At 59.4% G+C, this 16,789-nt stretch carries 9 protein-coding genes; 5 read left to right on the forward strand and 4 right to left on the reverse strand.

Going from position 1 to position 16,789, the window contains the following annotated elements:
- Positions 1–12 precede the first annotated feature (12 nt).
- Entirely contained in the window at positions 13–735 is a 723-nt protein-coding gene (locus RHP74_RS20765) for a glycerophosphodiester phosphodiesterase family protein (RefSeq protein WP_010456321.1), read from the forward strand.
- A 42-nt stretch (positions 736–777) separates the two neighbouring features.
- Here RHP74_RS20765 and sthA read toward each other — a convergent pair whose 3' ends face one another.
- Both sthA and RHP74_RS20775 read right to left on the reverse strand, forming a co-directional pair.
- Positions 778–2,172: a Si-specific NAD(P)(+) transhydrogenase gene (gene sthA, locus RHP74_RS20770; RefSeq protein WP_010456323.1), complete on the reverse strand. Its 1,395-nt coding sequence runs from the start codon at positions 2,170–2,172 to the stop codon at positions 778–780.
- Positions 2,173–2,379: 207 nt separating this feature from the next.
- Positions 2,380–3,366, reverse strand: coding sequence for an FAD:protein FMN transferase (locus RHP74_RS20775; RefSeq protein WP_311096219.1), 987 nt, complete (start codon positions 3,364–3,366; stop codon positions 2,380–2,382).
- A 202-nt stretch (positions 3,367–3,568) separates the two neighbouring features.
- Here RHP74_RS20775 and RHP74_RS20780 point away from each other — a divergent pair, with 202 nt between their 5' ends.
- Entirely contained in the window at positions 3,569–4,867 is a 1,299-nt protein-coding gene (locus RHP74_RS20780; protein ID WP_311096220.1) for an MFS transporter, read from the forward strand.
- 166 nt (positions 4,868–5,033) lie between these two features.
- Here RHP74_RS20780 and RHP74_RS20785 read toward each other — a convergent pair whose 3' ends face one another.
- Positions 5,034–6,497 (reverse strand): glyceraldehyde-3-phosphate dehydrogenase, encoded by a 1,464-nt coding sequence (locus tag RHP74_RS20785; protein ID WP_042932690.1) that lies wholly within the window; start codon positions 6,495–6,497, stop codon positions 5,034–5,036.
- Positions 6,498–6,860: 363 nt separating this feature from the next.
- Here RHP74_RS20785 and mfd point away from each other — a divergent pair, with 363 nt between their 5' ends.
- From mfd to RHP74_RS20800, 3 genes are read left to right on the forward strand one after another with little or no spacing between them, the layout of a single operon-like run.
- The gene (gene mfd / locus RHP74_RS20790; RefSeq protein WP_010456331.1) at positions 6,861–10,310 is read left to right on the forward strand and encodes a transcription-repair coupling factor; all 3,450 of its coding nucleotides are present in this window, start codon (positions 6,861–6,863) and stop codon (positions 10,308–10,310) included.
- Positions 10,311–10,320: 10 nt separating this feature from the next.
- Positions 10,321–10,887 carry a CsiV family protein gene (locus tag RHP74_RS20795; RefSeq protein ID WP_010456333.1) on the forward strand — a complete coding sequence of 189 codons (567 nt, stop codon included), beginning with the start codon at positions 10,321–10,323 and terminating at the stop codon, positions 10,885–10,887.
- A gap of 10 nt (positions 10,888–10,897) precedes the next feature.
- Complete coding sequence (locus tag RHP74_RS20800) at positions 10,898–13,591, forward strand: DEAD/DEAH box helicase (RefSeq protein ID WP_010456335.1); 2,694 nt, start codon at positions 10,898–10,900, stop codon at positions 13,589–13,591.
- Positions 13,592–13,716: 125 nt separating this feature from the next.
- Here the strand turns inward: RHP74_RS20800 and RHP74_RS20805 are convergent, their stop codons facing one another.
- Positions 13,717–16,773 carry a DEAD/DEAH box helicase gene (locus tag RHP74_RS20805; protein ID WP_311096221.1) on the reverse strand — a complete coding sequence of 1,019 codons (3,057 nt, stop codon included), beginning with the start codon at positions 16,771–16,773 and terminating at the stop codon, positions 13,717–13,719.
- Positions 16,774–16,789 lie beyond the last annotated feature (16 nt).

A 16,789-nucleotide genomic window follows, 5' to 3' on the forward strand; every position in this document is an offset into this window, starting at 1 on the left:
TAAGGAAGAACCGTGACCCTCATCTACGGCCATCGCGGCGCCAAGGGCGAAGCACCGGAAAACACGCTGACCAGTTTCCAGCAATGCCTCAAGCATGGCGTGCGCCGCTGTGAACTGGACCTGCACCTGTCCATGGACAACGAGTTGATGGTCATCCACGACCCGACACTCAAGCGCACCACCGACCGACGCGGCAAGGTCGTCGAGCACACGGCGGCCGAGCTGGTGACCTACGACGCACGCAAGGGCGGGCCGGGCTGGATCAAGCCTTGCCCGATCCCCACGCTGGAAGAGTTGTTCGAGAAATGCGATTTCGAGCATTGGCAGCTGGAAGTCAAAAGCGCATCTCGCACCCGTGCCGCAACGACCGTGCTGGCGATACGCGAAATGGCTCAGCGTTTCGGCCTGCTCGACAAGGTCACGATCACGTCGAGTTCACGCGAAGTGCTGAAAGCCGCGCTGGACCTGGTGCCGGACGTGTCTCGTGGATTGGTGGCTGAATATGCATGGCTCGACCCGTTGAAAGTCGCCCAGAGTTACGGCTGTGAGATTCTGGCGCTGAACTGGACCCTGTGTACGCCGGAACGCCTGCAGAAGGCGCAGCGTCAGGGGCTGCATGTGTCGGTATGGACAGTCAACGAGCCCGCGCTGATGCGCAGACTCGCCGACTTCGGCGTTGACAGCCTGATTACAGACTTTCCCGGTTTGGCCAGCGCCACCCTCGAGAATTGCTGAAATCGGTCTCCCCGGCCGGCTCAGGCCACCGGCCGGAGCCACTCAAAAAAGCCGGTTGAGGCCATCGTAAGCCGCTACCCGATAGGCTTCGGCCATGGTCGGGTAGTTGAACGTCGTGTTGACGAAGTACTTCAGGGTGTTCAGTTCGCCCGGCTGGCTCATGATCGCCTGACCGATGTGAACGATCTCCGAGGCCTGATAACCGAAGCAGTGAACGCCCAGCACTTCCAGGGTCTCGCGGTGAAACAGGATTTTCAGCATGCCCTGGGGCTCGCCGGCAATCTGTGCACGCGCCATGCCCTTGAAGAACGCCTTGCCCACTTCGTAGGGCACCTTGGCCTGAGTCAGCTCCTGCTCGTTCTTGCCGATCGAGCTGATCTCCGGAATGGTGTAGATACCGGTCGGCACGTCGTTGACGAAGCGCCAGCTGTTGTTATCGACGATGCTGCCAGCGGCCGAACGACCCTGGTCGTGGGCGGCACTGGCCAGGCTCGGCCAGCCGATCACGTCACCGGCACCGTAAATGTTCGGTACGCAGGTGCGATAGGCTTCGTCGACTTCGATCTGGCCACGGCTGTTGACCTTCACGCCGATGTTTTCCAGACCCAGCTGGTCGGTGTTGCCGGTACGACCGTTGCACCAGAGCAAGGCATCGGCCTTGATCTTCTTGCCGGACTTGAGGTGCAGGATCACGCCGCTGTCCACGCCTTCGACGCGGTCGTAGTCTTCGTTGTGGCGAACCGTGATGTTGTTGTTGCTGAAGTGGTAGCTCAGGGCCTGGGAAATTTCCGAGTCCAGGAAACTCAGCAACTGACCGCGGTTGTCCACCAGTTCAACCAGCACACCCAGGCCACTGAAGATCGACGCGTATTCGCAACCGATCACGCCAGCGCCGTAAACGATGAGTTTGCGCGGGGTGTGGCCGAGGCTGAGGATGGTGTCGCTATCGTAGATGCGCGGGTGATGGAAATCGATGTCCGCCGGGCGATAAGGACGCGAGCCGGTGGCGATGATGATGTGCTTGGCCACCAGTTTTTCGACCACACCGTTGGCGCAGACCACTTCGATGGTTTGCTCGTCGGCGAAGCTGCCGGTGCCAAAGAACACGTCGACGCGATTACGGGCGTAGTAGCCGGTGCGCGAGGCGACTTGTTTGGAAATGACTTTTTCGGCGCTTTTCAGCACGTCCGGAAACGAGAACCAGCGCGGCTCACCAATGGCCCGGAACATCGGGTTGGTGTTGAACTGCATGATCTGCCGGACCGAGTGACGCAGTGCCTTGGACGGGATGGTACCCAGGTGGGTGCAGTTGCCGCCGACCTGGCGACGGCTATCGACCATCGCCACCTTGCGCCCTGCTTTGGCGGCGTTCATTGCCGCGCCTTCTCCCGCCGGGCCGGAACCCAGTACCACCACGTCGTAGTTGTAGACAGCCATGCGTACTCCTCAGAACAGGCCGCAGTGCCCTCGGCACCTGCGGCTAAATCACGCCGATCTGTGGCGTGAAGGAACAATTTGGGGCCAATGCAGAACCCGGACACAGTCTATAGAAGCGTCAACGCCGGGCACATTAACCCTTGGTCGCGTCGTAGGCTAGTTTTGCCTGCACTACAACGCCAGTCTTCGATGCGCGAACCGTCGCAATCATTCAGTTTTGCCGCCACTGAGGCGCTCAAAAGCCTGATTGGTTCGTGTGACGAAACCTGTATCGGCACGGATCACAAAAAATGCGCCGATATCGTGTTTTTCTGCGTAGTTCCAACCGCGCTCCGGTCCGAGAATCAGCAACAGCGTCGATAAGCCATCGGCCATTAACGCTGAAGGATTAATCACTGTGACCGACGCCAGGGTGTGTGAGACCGGCGCACCGGTGCGGGCATCGAAGGTGTGGGAATAGCGCCGACCGTCCTGCTCGAAATAGTTACGGTAGTCGCCGGAAGTGGACACTCCGTAGCCGTCGACAACAATCACACGTTCGGCCACTTGCTGATCATCCCGAGGCTCTTCCAGAGCGATGCGCCATGGCGAGCCGTCGTGTTTCTTGCCGGCCGCCTTTAGTTCGCCGGTGACCTCGACCAGGTAGCTGCGGATGCCCATCGCTTCGAGTTTTTCGGCAATGGTATCGACGGCGTAACCGGCGGCGATGCTGTTGAAGTCGACTTCGACGGCGGCGTCCTTGCACAGCTGATCGCGATCGATGCGCAGGTGTTGGTAGCCAACCCTCTGCCTTACTTCGGCGAGCGACTGGGCGGTGGGGACTTTTTCCTCACGGGCTTGCGGGCCGAACCCCCAGAGATTGAGCAGCGGTTCCACAGTCAGGTCGTAGGAGCCTTCGCTTTGTTCCGACAGCAGCTGAGCAACGCGGATCAGTTTGAGGATCGGCGTGGGCATTTTCTGACAGCGATTGGCGGGGAGATCGTTGAAGCGCTCGACGTCCGAATCGCTGCGGTAGGTCGAGAATTGTCGATCCACTTCAGCGAGGATATTTTCTACTTCAGCCTGCACCGCTTTCGGCGCGAGCGTGTAGGAATGCCTCACGTATTGAATGGAATAACGACTGCCCATGGCTGGGCCGTCGAAGCGTTCCAGACTGTCGCCGTTGCCACAACCGGACAAAACACCGACCAGCATCACAATCCCAGTCCACCGTCCAGTTAACAAATCTTCATCCCCCCCAAAACCGCGCCCGCCATTATGGGCTTCAGAGCGCATGGGAGCCAGACCTGCCTCATCTGCCTGTCAGACGCAAAACCTGTGGGAGCCTCACTTCGCCACACAGGCTCGTGCAAGTGCAGCGCGTTCAAACAAGACGTACCAGAGTGAGTATCTACAAATGTCCTCCAACACGAGCAAAGGCAAGGCGATTTTTCGCGTTGTCAGCGGTAACTTTCTCGAAATGTTCGACTTTATGGTCTACGGCTTTTACGCCACGGCCATCGCGAAAACGTTCTTTCCTGCCGACAGCGCTTTCGCCTCCCTGATGTTGTCGCTGGCCACTTTCGGTGCTGGATTCCTGATGCGCCCGCTGGGCGCGATTTTCCTCGGTGCCTACATCGACCGTCATGGCCGCCGCAAAGGCCTGATCATCACCCTGGCGATGATGGCTGCCGGCACGGTGCTGATTGCCTGCGTGCCGGGTTACGCCACCCTCGGCGTGGCCGCGCCGCTGCTCGTGCTGTTCGGCCGCCTGCTGCAAGGCTTCTCGGCCGGCGTGGAACTGGGCGGCGTGTCGGTGTACCTGGCAGAGATTTCCACGCCGGGTCGCAAGGGCTTCTTTGTCAGTTGGCAATCCGCCAGTCAGCAAGCCGCGGTAGTGTTCGCCGGTCTGCTGGGAGTCGGTTTGAACCATTGGCTCAGCCCCGAAGAAATGGGTGACTGGGGCTGGCGTGTTCCATTCCTGATCGGCTGCATGATTGTGCCGGTGATTTTCGTGATTCGTCGTTCGCTTGAAGAAACCCCGGAATTCCAGGCGCGCAAACACCGCCCTACCCTGCGGGACGTCGTCCGCTCGATCCGTCAGAACTTTGGCATCGTCATCGCCGGCATGGCGCTGGTGGTGATGACCACCGTGTCGTTCTACCTGATCACCGCCTACACCCCGACCTTCGGCAAAGCCGAATTGCATCTGTCGGATCTGGATGCGTTGCTGGTGACGGTCTGTATCGGTCTGTCGAATTTTTTCTGGCTGCCGGTCATGGGTGCCGTGTCCGACAAGATCGGGCGCAAACCCCTACTCCTGGCGGCGACCGTTCTGGCGATCCTTACGGCCTACCCCGCCCTGTCATGGCTGGTGGCGAACCCGAGCTTCAGCCATTTGCTGATCGTCGAGTTGTGGCTGTCGTTCCTGTACGGCTCGTACAACGGCGCCATGGTGGTGGCGCTGACCGAGATCATGCCGGTGGAAGTTCGTACCACCGGCTTCTCCCTGGCCTACAGCCTGGCGACTGCAACGTTCGGCGGGTTTACACCCGCGGCGTGTACGTACTTGATCCATGTGCTGGATAACAAGGCAGCGCCGGGGATCTGGCTCACTGGCGCGGCGGTGCTGGGGTTGATTGCGACGCTGGTGTTGTTCAAAGGCAATCGGCATGAACTGCGGACTGCGCAAGCCGCGGTGGTCGGCGGCGCCTGACAAATCGCTTTCGCGGGCAAGCCTCGCTCCTACAGGTCATTTGCCAGTTTTGAGCGGGCGCATGCCCGCGTAAAGGCCGGCACAAACCACACCTCTGGAAACTGACAAATTGCACAAACAAAAACGCCCCGACCAAAGTCGGGGCGTTTTCATGTGCAGCTAAGGCTTAGCGCGGGAATGCTGGCGGGTTTACACCGGCCATGTCTTCCATCACGCGAACCACCTGGCAGCTGTAACCGAACTCGTTGTCGTACCAGACGTACAGAACAACGCGGTTGTCTTGGGTGATGGTCGCTTCAGCGTCCACAACGCCTGCGTGGCGCGAGCCAACGAAGTCAGTGGACACCACTTCCTGCGAATTGACGTAGTCAATTTGCTTATGCAGATCGGAGTGCATGGCCATCTGGCGCAGGTACTCGTTGATCTCCTCACGAGTGGTGGCTTTCTCAAGGTTCAGGTTGAGAATGGCCATCGACACGTTTGGCGTCGGAACGCGGATCGCGTTACCGGTCAGCTTGCCGGCCAGCTCAGGCAGTGCCTTGGCAGCAGCAGTGGCAGCACCGGTCTCGGTGATCACCATGTTCAGCGCGGCACTACGGCCACGGCGATCGCCTTTGTGGAAGTTGTCGATCAGGTTCTGGTCGTTGGTGTACGAGTGAACAGTTTCAACGTGACCATTTACGATGCCGAACTTGTCGTTCACAGCTTTGAGCACCGGCACGATGGCGTTGGTGGTGCAGGAAGCGGCGGAAACGATCTTGTCGTCAGCAGTGATATCACCGTGGTTGATGCCGTGAACGATGTTCTTCAGCTTGCCTTTACCCGGCGCGGTCAGAACAACGCGGTCGATACCTGGGCAAGCCAGGTGTTGACCCAGGCCCTCGGCGTCACGCCAAACACCGGTGTTGTCCACCAGCAGCGCGTCTTTGATGCCGTACTGGGTGTAATCCACTTCAGTCGGGTTCTTCGCGTAGATCACCTGGATCAGGTTGCCGTTGGCGGTGATGGTGTTGTTGGCTTCATCAATAGTGATGGTGCCATCGAACGGACCATGAACCGAGTCACGACGCAGCAGGCTTGCACGCTTGACCAGATCGTTCTCGGCGCCCTTGCGGACAACGATGGCGCGCAGACGCAGGCCGTCGCCACCACCGGTTTTCTCGATCAGGATGCGCGCCAGCAGACGGCCGATACGACCGAAGCCGTACAGGACAACGTCGGTGCCTTTGCGAGCGGAAACGTTCTGCTGACCAACGACATCAGCCAGTTCTTCGCGGACGAACTGCTCGGCAGTGCGGCCATTGCCTTCGGCTTTGAACTTGACCGCAAGCTTGCCCAGGTCAACCGAAGCGGCGCCGAGCTTGAGCTCGCTCATCGCCTTGAGCAGCGGGAATGTTTCGTGGACGGACAATTCGCTGTCATCGGACTGACGATGACGAGCAAAGCGGTGAGCTTTGAGAATCGCAATGACTGAACGATTGATCAGGCTGCGGCCATAGATCGAGCTCACCACGTTGTTATTGCGGTAGAGCTGACCGATAAGCGGAATCATCGCTTCTGCGAGTGCTTCACGGTCGATCCATTCACCAAGACACTGGTCGGGCTTCTGAGTCACGGGAACCTTCCACATGTAGGGGCAGAAAAAAGGGGCTACATTATGCCGCCGAGTGCCTCCCGTAGCAATGCGCGCCTGTCGTGCGATCCGTAACAAAATCGAGTTCAAAAAAATCACGCAGCGACGCAGCCCAGTAAAACCGGGGCTTTCAGCGCAGTCAATTTTTTGGAGATACCGCTGTCTTATCCGTAACCCTCCGTAACACTCGGTCGTTTTGCCACTACATAATCATCAATTTCCGGTAAAAAACCGGCGAATTTTGTCTTTACCACTACATTTCGCCAAACCTGCGTAATAGACACAGTCTGCAACTGACAGGCGGCACCCGGGGCCGCTACAATTACCGACTTTGTCGCAACGCTTGGAGCTCAACCTTCCGTGCCCGTTCTGCGTCTACCGCTTCTCCCTGCCGCGGCAGGTAAACAGCACTGGGGCAATCTGCCCGGTGCCGCCCTTAGCCTGGCCATCGCCGAGGCTGCCAGCGCTGCCAAGCGCTTTACCCTGCTGCTGACCGCCGACAGCCAAAGTGCCGAACGGCTGGAACAGGAGCTGAGTTTCTTCGCCCCGGATTTGCCTGTGCTGCATTTCCCGGACTGGGAAACCCTGCCTTACGATCTGTTTTCACCCCACCAGGACATCATTTCCCAGCGCATCGCGGCCTTATATAGGTTGCCGGAGCTGAGCCATGGCGTATTGGTCGTGCCGATCACCACCGCGCTGCACCGCCTCGCGCCGACCAAATTCCTGCTAGGCAGCAGCCTGGTGCTGGACGTTGGCCAGAAGCTCGACGTCGAGCAAATGCGCACCCGACTTGAAGCCAGTGGCTATCGCTACGTCGACACAGTGTACGAGCACGGCGAGTTCACGGTGCGCGGCTCACTGATCGACCTGTTCCCGATGGGCAGCAAACTGCCCTTCCGTATCGACTTGTTCGACGACGAAATCGAAACGCTGCGTACCTTCGACCCGGAAAACCAGCGCTCCATCGATAAAGTCGACACCGTTCGCCTGCTGCCCGCGCGGGAATTCCCGCTGCAGAAAGATGCGGTCACCCGCTTCAAGGCACGCTTTCGCGAGCGTTTCGATGTCGACTTCCGTCGCTGCCCGATCTTTCAAGACCTGAGCAGCGGGATTACACCGGCCGGTATCGAGTACTACCTGCCGCTGTTCTTCGACGAAACCTCGACGCTGTTCGATTACCTGCCCCAGGACACACAAGTGTTTTCCCTGCCGGGCATCGAGCAGGCGGCGGAAAACTTCTGGAACGACGTGCGCAATCGCTACGAAGAACGCCGCGTCGATCCGTCCCGTCCGTTATTACCTCCGGCCGAACTGTTCCTGCCGGTGGAAGACTGCTTTGCGCGCCTGAAGAACTGGCCGCGGGTAGTGGCCAGTCAACAGGACGTGGAAACCGGCGTCGGTCGCGAGCGCTTCCCGGCGCGCGAACTGCCGAACCTGGCCATCGAAGCCAAGGCCACCCAGCCGTTGGCGGCGCTGGCCGGCTTCCTCGACGAGTTTCCCGGGCGCGTGCTGTTTACCGCCGAGTCCGCGGGTCGTCGTGAAGTGCTGCTGGAATTGCTCGAACGCCTGAAGCTGCGACCGAAAACCGTCGACAGCTGGCCGGACTTTGTCGCAAGCAAGGAGCGGCTGGCGATCACCATCGCGCCGCTCGACGAAGGCCTGGTACTCGACGACCCGGCCCTGGCGCTAGTGGCCGAAAGCCCGTTGTTCGGTCAGCGGGTGATGCAACGTCGTCGCCGCGAAAAACGCGCCGATGCCAACAACGATGCAGTCATCAAGAACCTTACCGAGTTGCGCGAAGGCGCGCCGGTGGTGCATATCGATCACGGCGTCGGTCGCTACCTGGGTCTGGCGACCCTGGAAATCGACGATCAGGCTGCCGAGTTCTTGACCCTGCAATACGCAGAGGGCGCCAAGCTCTACGTGCCAGTGGCCAACCTGCACCTGATTGCTCGCTACACCGGTAGCGACGATGCCCTGGCCCCGCTGCACCGCCTCGGCTCGGAAACCTGGCAGAAAGCCAAACGCAAAGCCGCCGAGCAAGTGCGCGACGTCGCGGCCGAGCTGCTCGACATCTATGCCCGTCGCGCCGCTCGCGAAGGTTATGCCTTCGAAGACCCGAAAGCCGACTACGCAACCTTCAGTGCCGGTTTCCCGTTCGAAGAAACCCCGGATCAGCAAACCACCATCGACGCCGTCCGCGCCGACATGCTGGCACCGAAGCCGATGGACCGCCTGGTCTGCGGCGACGTGGGCTTCGGCAAGACCGAAGTGGCGATGCGCGCGGCGTTCATTGCGGTGCATGGCGGTCGCCAGGTGGCGATCCTGGTGCCGACTACCCTGCTCGCCCAGCAGCATTACAACAGCTTCCGCGACCGCTTCGCCGACTGGCCGGTGAGCGTGGAAGTGATGAGCCGCTTCAAGTCGACCAAGGAAGTCAACGCTGCAGTGGCGGACCTCGCCGAAGGCAAGATCGACATCGTCATCGGCACGCACAAGTTGCTGCAGGACGACGTGAAAATCAAAAACCTCGGGTTGGTCATCATCGACGAAGAGCATCGTTTTGGTGTCCGTCAAAAAGAACAGCTCAAGGCCCTGCGCAGTGAAGTCGACATTCTTACCCTGACCGCCACGCCGATTCCGCGCACGCTGAACATGGCGGTGTCGGGCATGCGCGACCTGTCGATCATTGCCACGCCGCCAGCCCGTCGCCTGTCGGTGCGGACCTTCGTCATGGAGCAGAACAAGAGCACGGTCAAAGAGGCCCTGCTGCGTGAGTTGCTGCGCGGCGGTCAGGTCTATTACCTGCACAACGACGTCAAGACCATCGAGAAGTGCGCCGCCGACCTCGCCGAACTGGTGCCGGAAGCGCGGATCGGCATCGGCCACGGGCAGATGCGCGAACGCGATCTCGAACAGGTGATGAGCGACTTTTATCACAAGCGCTTCAACGTGCTGATTGCCTCGACCATCATCGAGACCGGCATCGACGTGCCGAGCGCCAACACCATCATCATCGAGCGTGCCGACAAATTTGGCCTGGCGCAGCTGCACCAATTGCGCGGTCGCGTCGGTCGCAGTCACCACCAGGCTTACGCTTATTTGCTGACCCCGCCACGCCAGCAGATCACTCCCGACGCCGAAAAACGTCTGGAAGCGATCGCCAACACCCAGGACCTCGGCGCAGGCTTCGTGCTCGCCACCAACGACCTGGAGATCCGTGGCGCCGGCGAACTGCTGGGCGACGGTCAGAGCGGTCAGATCCAAGCGGTCGGTTTCACCCTGTACATGGAAATGCTCGAACGCGCGGTGAAGTCGATCCGCAAGGGCGAACAACCGAACCTTGATCAACCGCTGGGCGGTGGTCCGGAAGTCAATCTGCGCGTCCCGGCGTTGATTCCCGAAGCCTACTTGCCGGACGTGCATGCCCGACTGATTCTCTACAAACGCATTGCCTCGGCCACCGATGAGGAAGGCCTCAAAGACCTGCAAGTGGAGATGATCGACCGTTTCGGCCTGCTGCCGGAACCGACGAAGAACCTGATGCGCATCACGGCATTGAAGCTGCAAGCCGAACTGCTGGGCATCAAGAAAGTCGACGGTGGCCCGCAAGGCGGCCGGATCGAGTTCGCCGCGCAGACGCCGGTCGACCCGCTGACCCTGATCAAACTGATCCAGGGTCAGCCCAAACGCTACAAATTCGAAGGGGCCACGATGTTTAAATTCATGGTCCCGATGGAGCGCCCGGAAGAGCGCTTTAATACTGTAGAGGCGCTGCTTGAGTGCCTCATTCCGAAAACTGCTTGAAGGACGCCGCATGCGCCTGTTTTGTTTACTGACCTTGCTGACCACCCTGGTCGCTCCTACGGCGTTTGCCGATGACCTGTACCAGGTTGAAATGATCCTGGTGCGGCAAAACGCCGTGCCAGCCATTGTCAGCAAAGCCGCACCGGAAGACTGGGCTGCCGGTGCAAAAAGTATCAGCAAGGACAACCTGCGCACGCCGAGCCTGAATAATGAAGTGCAAAAACTCAGCGCCAGCAGCGATTACACGGTGTTACTGCACAAGGCCTGGCAACAGAATCTGGGCGAAGATGCCCGCAAGATCGCCATCAGTGAGGGCAAGGAACAGTTCGGCCAGTTCCCGATAGAGGGCACGTTGAGCTTGAAACTGGGACGTTTTACCGACGTCGACGCGGATTTCTGGGTCAACCAGATCGACGCCAATGGTTTGGTCACCGCCAGCGAACGCCTGAAGCAGGAAAGCCACACCAAGAACGGCCAGCTGAACTTCCTCGACAACGGCCACCTCGGCCTGCTGATCAAGATCACCTCGCTCACCGCCCCTGCGCCTCGGCCAGTCCCCGATGAAATTCCGGACTGATTGAGTCCCTATGTCAGCGACCCTGAGCAAACCCCTGGCACCTTCCTGGGTCAGCCGATTCAAGGAACAGAGCCTGGAGCGTGGCCGTCGCTACGCGCTGGAGAACCGCGTCAGGATCGTCGAGGCTGGCGATGCCACGATCGTCGCCGCTTGCGAAGGCTCTGGCGGTAACGTGTACCGCCAGACCATTCGCCTGCGGGAGTCGGCCAAAGCGACCTTGCTGATGGTCGACGCCACGTGCACATGCCCGGTTCACGTCAACTGCAAACATTGCGCGGCGGTGCTGCTGAAGGTGCAGGAAACCCTCGCCTACCCCGCCGCCGCACAAGACGCCGAACTGCTGGAAAAACTTCAGGCGGTATTGGAAAACCGCAGCCCAAAGGCGCCACCCCAAGTCCTTGTGGACAACGTGCAACCGATACCGCGCCTGTGGCTGGCGAGCATCGAGTTCAGCGCCTTCGAACCACGCAACGGCAAGATGCAGCGCTACATCCAGCATCGGGCGGCGCTGTCGTTCAGCTATCTGGACGAGTACGTTTCCGGGCAGAAGAACGCCGATGTACTGATTCGCCAGGAAACCCAGACGCTACGGATAAAACGCCACCCGGAAGTCGAACAGGCCTACCGGGAGCAGCTGCGAATTCTCGGTTTCAAGATCGCCACCCGACAAAGCAAGGCCTTGCCGGAAAGCGCTGGCGAACTCTATGAAATGGTCAACGACAGCGCCTGGCTGACCTTCACCCTCAATGAATTGCCGAAACTGCGCACTCAAGGTTGGGAGCTGCAGATCGATGAAGATTTCGGCTTCGACCTGACCGCCGTGGACGATTGGTACGCCACCGTCGAGCAGGCACCGGAGCGCGACTGGTTTGATCTGGAGCTGGGGATCATCGTCAACGGCGAGCGCTTGAGCTTGCTGCCGATCCTGCTGAACCTGATGCGCTCCCACACCGAAATCCTCAATCCGGAACGCCTCGCCCGCCGACGCGACGACGAACTGATTCTGGTGAACATTCCCAACCGCCCGAATTCCCAGCACGGCCCCTTGCAGGTCGCCCTGCCCTTCGGCCGCTTGAAACCGGTGCTGGCGACGCTTGGCGAGTTCTACCTGCAAGAGCCCGGCGAAACCACGCTACGCCTGAGCAAGGCCGACGCCACGCGCCTGAATCCGCTGGAAGGCATGCCGCTGCTTTGGGAAGGTGGCGAGCAGATCCGCACGTTTGCCCAGCGCCTGCGGGACATCAAGGATTACACCGCAACAGCCCCCGAAGGCTTGAACGCGACCTTGCGCCCATATCAGCTGGAAGGCTTGAGCTGGATGCAGTCGCTGCGGCAACTGGAAGTCGGCGGAATTCTCGCGGACGACATGGGCCTGGGTAAAACCCTACAGACGCTAGCGCATATTCTTAGTGAGAAGAACGCCGGACGCCTCGACCGGCCGTGCATGGTGGTGATGCCCACCAGCCTGATCCCGAACTGGCTCGATGAAGCCGCGCACTTCACGCCACAGCTCAAAGTGCTGGCGCTGTACGGCGCCAGTCGCAAAAAACACTTTGATCACCTGGTCGATTACGACCTGATCCTCACCACCTATGCACTGCTGCCAAAGGACGTCGAACGCCTGGCCGCGCAGCCGCTGCACGTGCTGGTACTGGACGAAGCGCAATACATCAAGAACCCCAACAGCAAGGCCGCCCACGCCGCCCGCGAGCTGAATGCGCGCCAGCGCCTGTGCCTGAGTGGCACGCCGCTGGAAAACCACCTCGGCGAGCTGTGGTCGCTGTTCCACTTCCTCTTGCCTGGCTGGCTTGGCGACGTGAAAAGCTTCAACCGCGATTACCGCGTACCGATTGAAAAACGCGCCAGTGAAGTCAGACTTCAGCACCTCAACGGTCGGATCAAACCGTTCCTGCTGCGCAGGACCAAGGAGCAGGTCGCGACGGAATTGCCGCCGAAGACCGAGATCATCCATTGGGTCGAGCTCAACGAAGCCCAGCGCGATGTGTATGAAACCATGCGCCTGGCGATGGACAAGAAAGTCCGCGACGAGATCACTCGCAAAGGCGTGGCGCGCAGCCAAATCATCATTCTTGAAGCGCTGCTGAAACTGCGCCAGGTGTGCTGCGACTTGCGCCTGGTCAACGATGCCGTGCCGCCGACTCGCGGCAGTACCTCGGGCAAGCTCGACAGCCTGATGGAAATGCTGGATGAGCTATTTGAGGAAGGTCGGCGGATTTTGCTGTTTTCGCAATTCACGTCGATGCTGGCGTTGATCGAGGTCGAACTGAAGAAACGCGGTGTTGAATACGCGTTGCTGACGGGACAGACCCGTGACCGCCGCGCCCCCGTGAAGGACTTTCAGAGCGGCAAGCGTCAGATCTTTCTGATCAGCTTGAAGGCAGGCGGTGTCGGTTTGAACCTGACGGAAGCGGATACGGTGATCCACTACGATCCTTGGTGGAACCCGGCGACGGAAAATCAGGCGACAGATCGGGCGTATCGCATCGGCCAGGAGAAGCCGGTGTTCGTCTACAAGATGATTGCCCGCGGCACGGTGGAAGAGAAGATTCAGCACCTGCAAAAGGAAAAATCCGACCTGGCGGCCGGTGTGCTGGATGGGCGCAAGACTGGCGACTGGAAGTTGCAGAGCGATGATATTGAAGCGTTGTTTGCGCCGTTGCCGGATAAGCTCGAGAAGCGCTGAGGTCTGCGGCGCCCGGCAGATCGATTTCGCGGGCAAGCCACGCGCCCACAGGTTCAGCGATCATCCTGTGGAAGCGTGTCTTGCCCGCGATAGGGTCAATTCGTTTTCAGTCAAGAGATCGGAAATCAGGACTTGAGATTTGGCAACGGCGCAAACAGCGCTTCAATGTCACTCTGCTCAAGCTTCCAGCCACCCGTCGCTCCACCTTCAAGCACCGCCCCGGCCAGCGCGGCCTTCTCCAACTGCAATGCCTGAATTTTTTCTTCTACGGTGCCACGGGCTATCAGCTTGTAGACGAACACAGGTTTGTTTTGCCCGATCCTGTAGGCCCGATCAGTCGCCTGGTTTTCGACCGCAGGGTTCCACCAGGGATCAAAATGGATGACTGTATCCGCAGCTGTCAGGTTCAGACCTGTGCCGCCAGCCTTCAAACTGATCAGAAACAGCGGCACTTTACCGCTCTGAAAGTCCTTGACCGGTGTGCGCCGATCCGTCGTCTCACCCGTCAACAACGAGTAACCCCGACCACGTTGCTGCAACTCGTCCTCAATCAAGGCGAGCATCGAAGTGAACTGTGAAAACAGCAGCACCTTGCGGCCTTCGCTGAGCAACTCTTCCAGCATCTCCATCAGGCTGTGCAGTTTCCCACTGCCAGAACGAAGGGCTTTGGCGGTGAGCGGCGCTTTGATCAACCGCAGATCGCAACACACCTGACGCAGCTTTAGCAATGCATCGAGGATGATGATTTGACTGCGCCCGACACCACTGCGGGCAATTTCGTCACGCACCTTCTTATCCATTGCTACGCGCACGGTCTCATACACATCCCGCTGCCCATCGCTGAGATCAACCCAATGCACAATCTCGGTTTTCGGTGGTAATTCGGTTGCCACCTGATCTTTCTTGCGACGTAGCAAAAAGGGCTTTATCCGGGCCGTCAGATGTTGCATCCGTTCGTTATTGCCTTGCTTCTCGATCGGCGTGCGGTAGTCGCGATTGAAGGTTTTGCTGTCGCCAAGCCAGCCCGGCAGCAAAAAGTGAAATTGCGACCACAACTCGCCGAGATGATTTTCCAGCGGGGTGCCGGACAGACACAATCGCTGGCGGGCCTGCAGGTCTCGGGCTGCTTGAGCCGCTTTGCTGACCGGATTCTTGATGTTCTGCGCCTCATCGAGAATCAGCACACTCCAGACCTGAGGCTGTAAAACCTCCAGATCGCGCGGCAACAGCGCGTAGGTGGTCAATACCAAGTCGTATTCGGCAAGACTGGCAAAGTCTTTTTGCCGCGCCGCACCATGCAGTGCCAAGACCTTCAACTGCGGGGTAAAGCGCTGCGATTCGTCAAGCCAGTTGGGGATCAGACTGGTGGGCATCACAGCCAGTGCCGGACGATCAAGCCGCCCGGCCTGTTTTTCTGTCAGCAGATGAGCCAGGGTTTGCAGGGTTTTCCCCAGGCCCATGTCGTCGCCGAGAATACCGCCGACCTCCAGTTCTCGAAGGGTTTGCATCCAGTTCAGCCCTTCCAGCTGATAAGGTCGTAGCGTCGCGTTCAGGCCCTCGGGCGCCGGGACATGAGCATGGATCGACTCCCGTAAACGCTTTGCAAAACTGCGCAGTCGTTCACCGCCCTGCCAGACCAGCGGAATGCCTTCCAGCGCACTCAGCCGCGCCGCATCCGGAGCACTCAAACGCAACGAGTCGCCCAGATGTTTACCCAGGTACAACTCGCCAAGGGTCGCCATCAGCGGTTTTATCCGGCCAAAAGGGAGTGCGACTTTGCCATGGGATTTACCACCGAAACGCCCATCGCCAAGTTCAATCAGTAGCTGTTCGTCATCATTGCGCTGGGCCAAGCTCGCAGGTTCCATCAACTGTGGCTGGCTACGTAGCAAATGCAGCAGGATGGGCAACAGGCTATGACGCTCGCCGTTGACGACGATGCCCAGCTGCAAATCGAACCACTGGCGCCCCGACTCCTCCTCGACTTCTGCATACCACTGTTCGACGGGGTGCACGTTGAACTCAAAGTTATCGCTGATATCGATCAGCCAGTTTTTCTCCCGCAGCGCCGGGATGCCATGGTGCACAAAAGCAAGCCAGGCCGCGTCATCCGGCAGGGCGAACATTTCGCCTGGACGATCCAGGTTGCTTTTGCGTGTGGCCTTTTTAAAGCCATGTTTTTGCAGGGCTTGGCGCAAGGCTTTTTCAGCGACAGGGTTGCGCTGGATGCGCTGGATTTCGGTACCCGAAAGGATCAGCACCTCCGGGTTTCGGTCCGACGTCGGATGGCCGTTGTAGGTAAACGCCAATGCAGCCCGGTGCTCTGGCTCGTACTGCCAGCGGACGTAACGCTTGCCGCTGGCGAGCGTCAGGCGAGCCTGAGGAAAAATGCCTTCGACGACCCGTTCCGTCAGGGCGTACGGAGGTGGTGCTGCCCGGGTCGCAGCGGTCATCCGCTGGCTGAACTGCATCGCCTGACCTGCAGGAATATCGGGAGCCAATGACAAGTGACGGGCCAGCTTTTCGTCCAGCTCGCTGAACAGCGGACCGACTTGCAGCCGCTCGCGATCCAGATAATACAAGGGTTCCAGGGCCAGGATCGTTTCCACTGGCGCTTCGTCGCTGCTCCATTGAGGGCGAAAACTGCCATTGGATTGTTCGGCCCAGGAAAATTGACCTGTTCTTCTCATTCCCGGCGTCAGGGGTTGTGGCTGTTCGAGGTCAAGGAAAAGGCGCGAGGTTCGCAACAGCATTTCGATAAGTTCCACCCCACTGCTGCCTTCCAAGGGGTAGCCGGCGTAATGGGCGTGGTGGGAGTGAACGGCGACCAACAATCTGGCGATCCGCAGATCCAGTTCGGTCAGGTAACCGGGTTGCCGAATCAGCGTATCCGACAGCGAGTACACCGGCTTGATGTCTTGCAGGCGGCCGTCCTTGAGCTGATGGGCCTTGAAAATTTCCAGCGTCCATTTCCCGGCAGAGGATGTTGCCCTGAGTTTGTAAAACAGGCGCGTGCCTGCTCCCTGCGCCGACTCGTCAGGGGGATTGCTTGCAGAAGGAATACCGTCGATCCAGCGTTCCAGTTCACGATTCAAGTGAACCTGGACGGCACTTTCAGGCGCGTTAACGGGATGTTCTTGCAGGTGATAGATGACTGCGGCGCAGTGCTTGCAATTGAACATGACAGGACAGGAGCAA

The sequence above is a fragment of the Pseudomonas sp. SG20052 genome (genome assembly GCF_031766055.1).
Classification (GTDB): domain Bacteria; phylum Pseudomonadota; class Gammaproteobacteria; order Pseudomonadales; family Pseudomonadaceae; genus Aquipseudomonas; species Aquipseudomonas mandelii.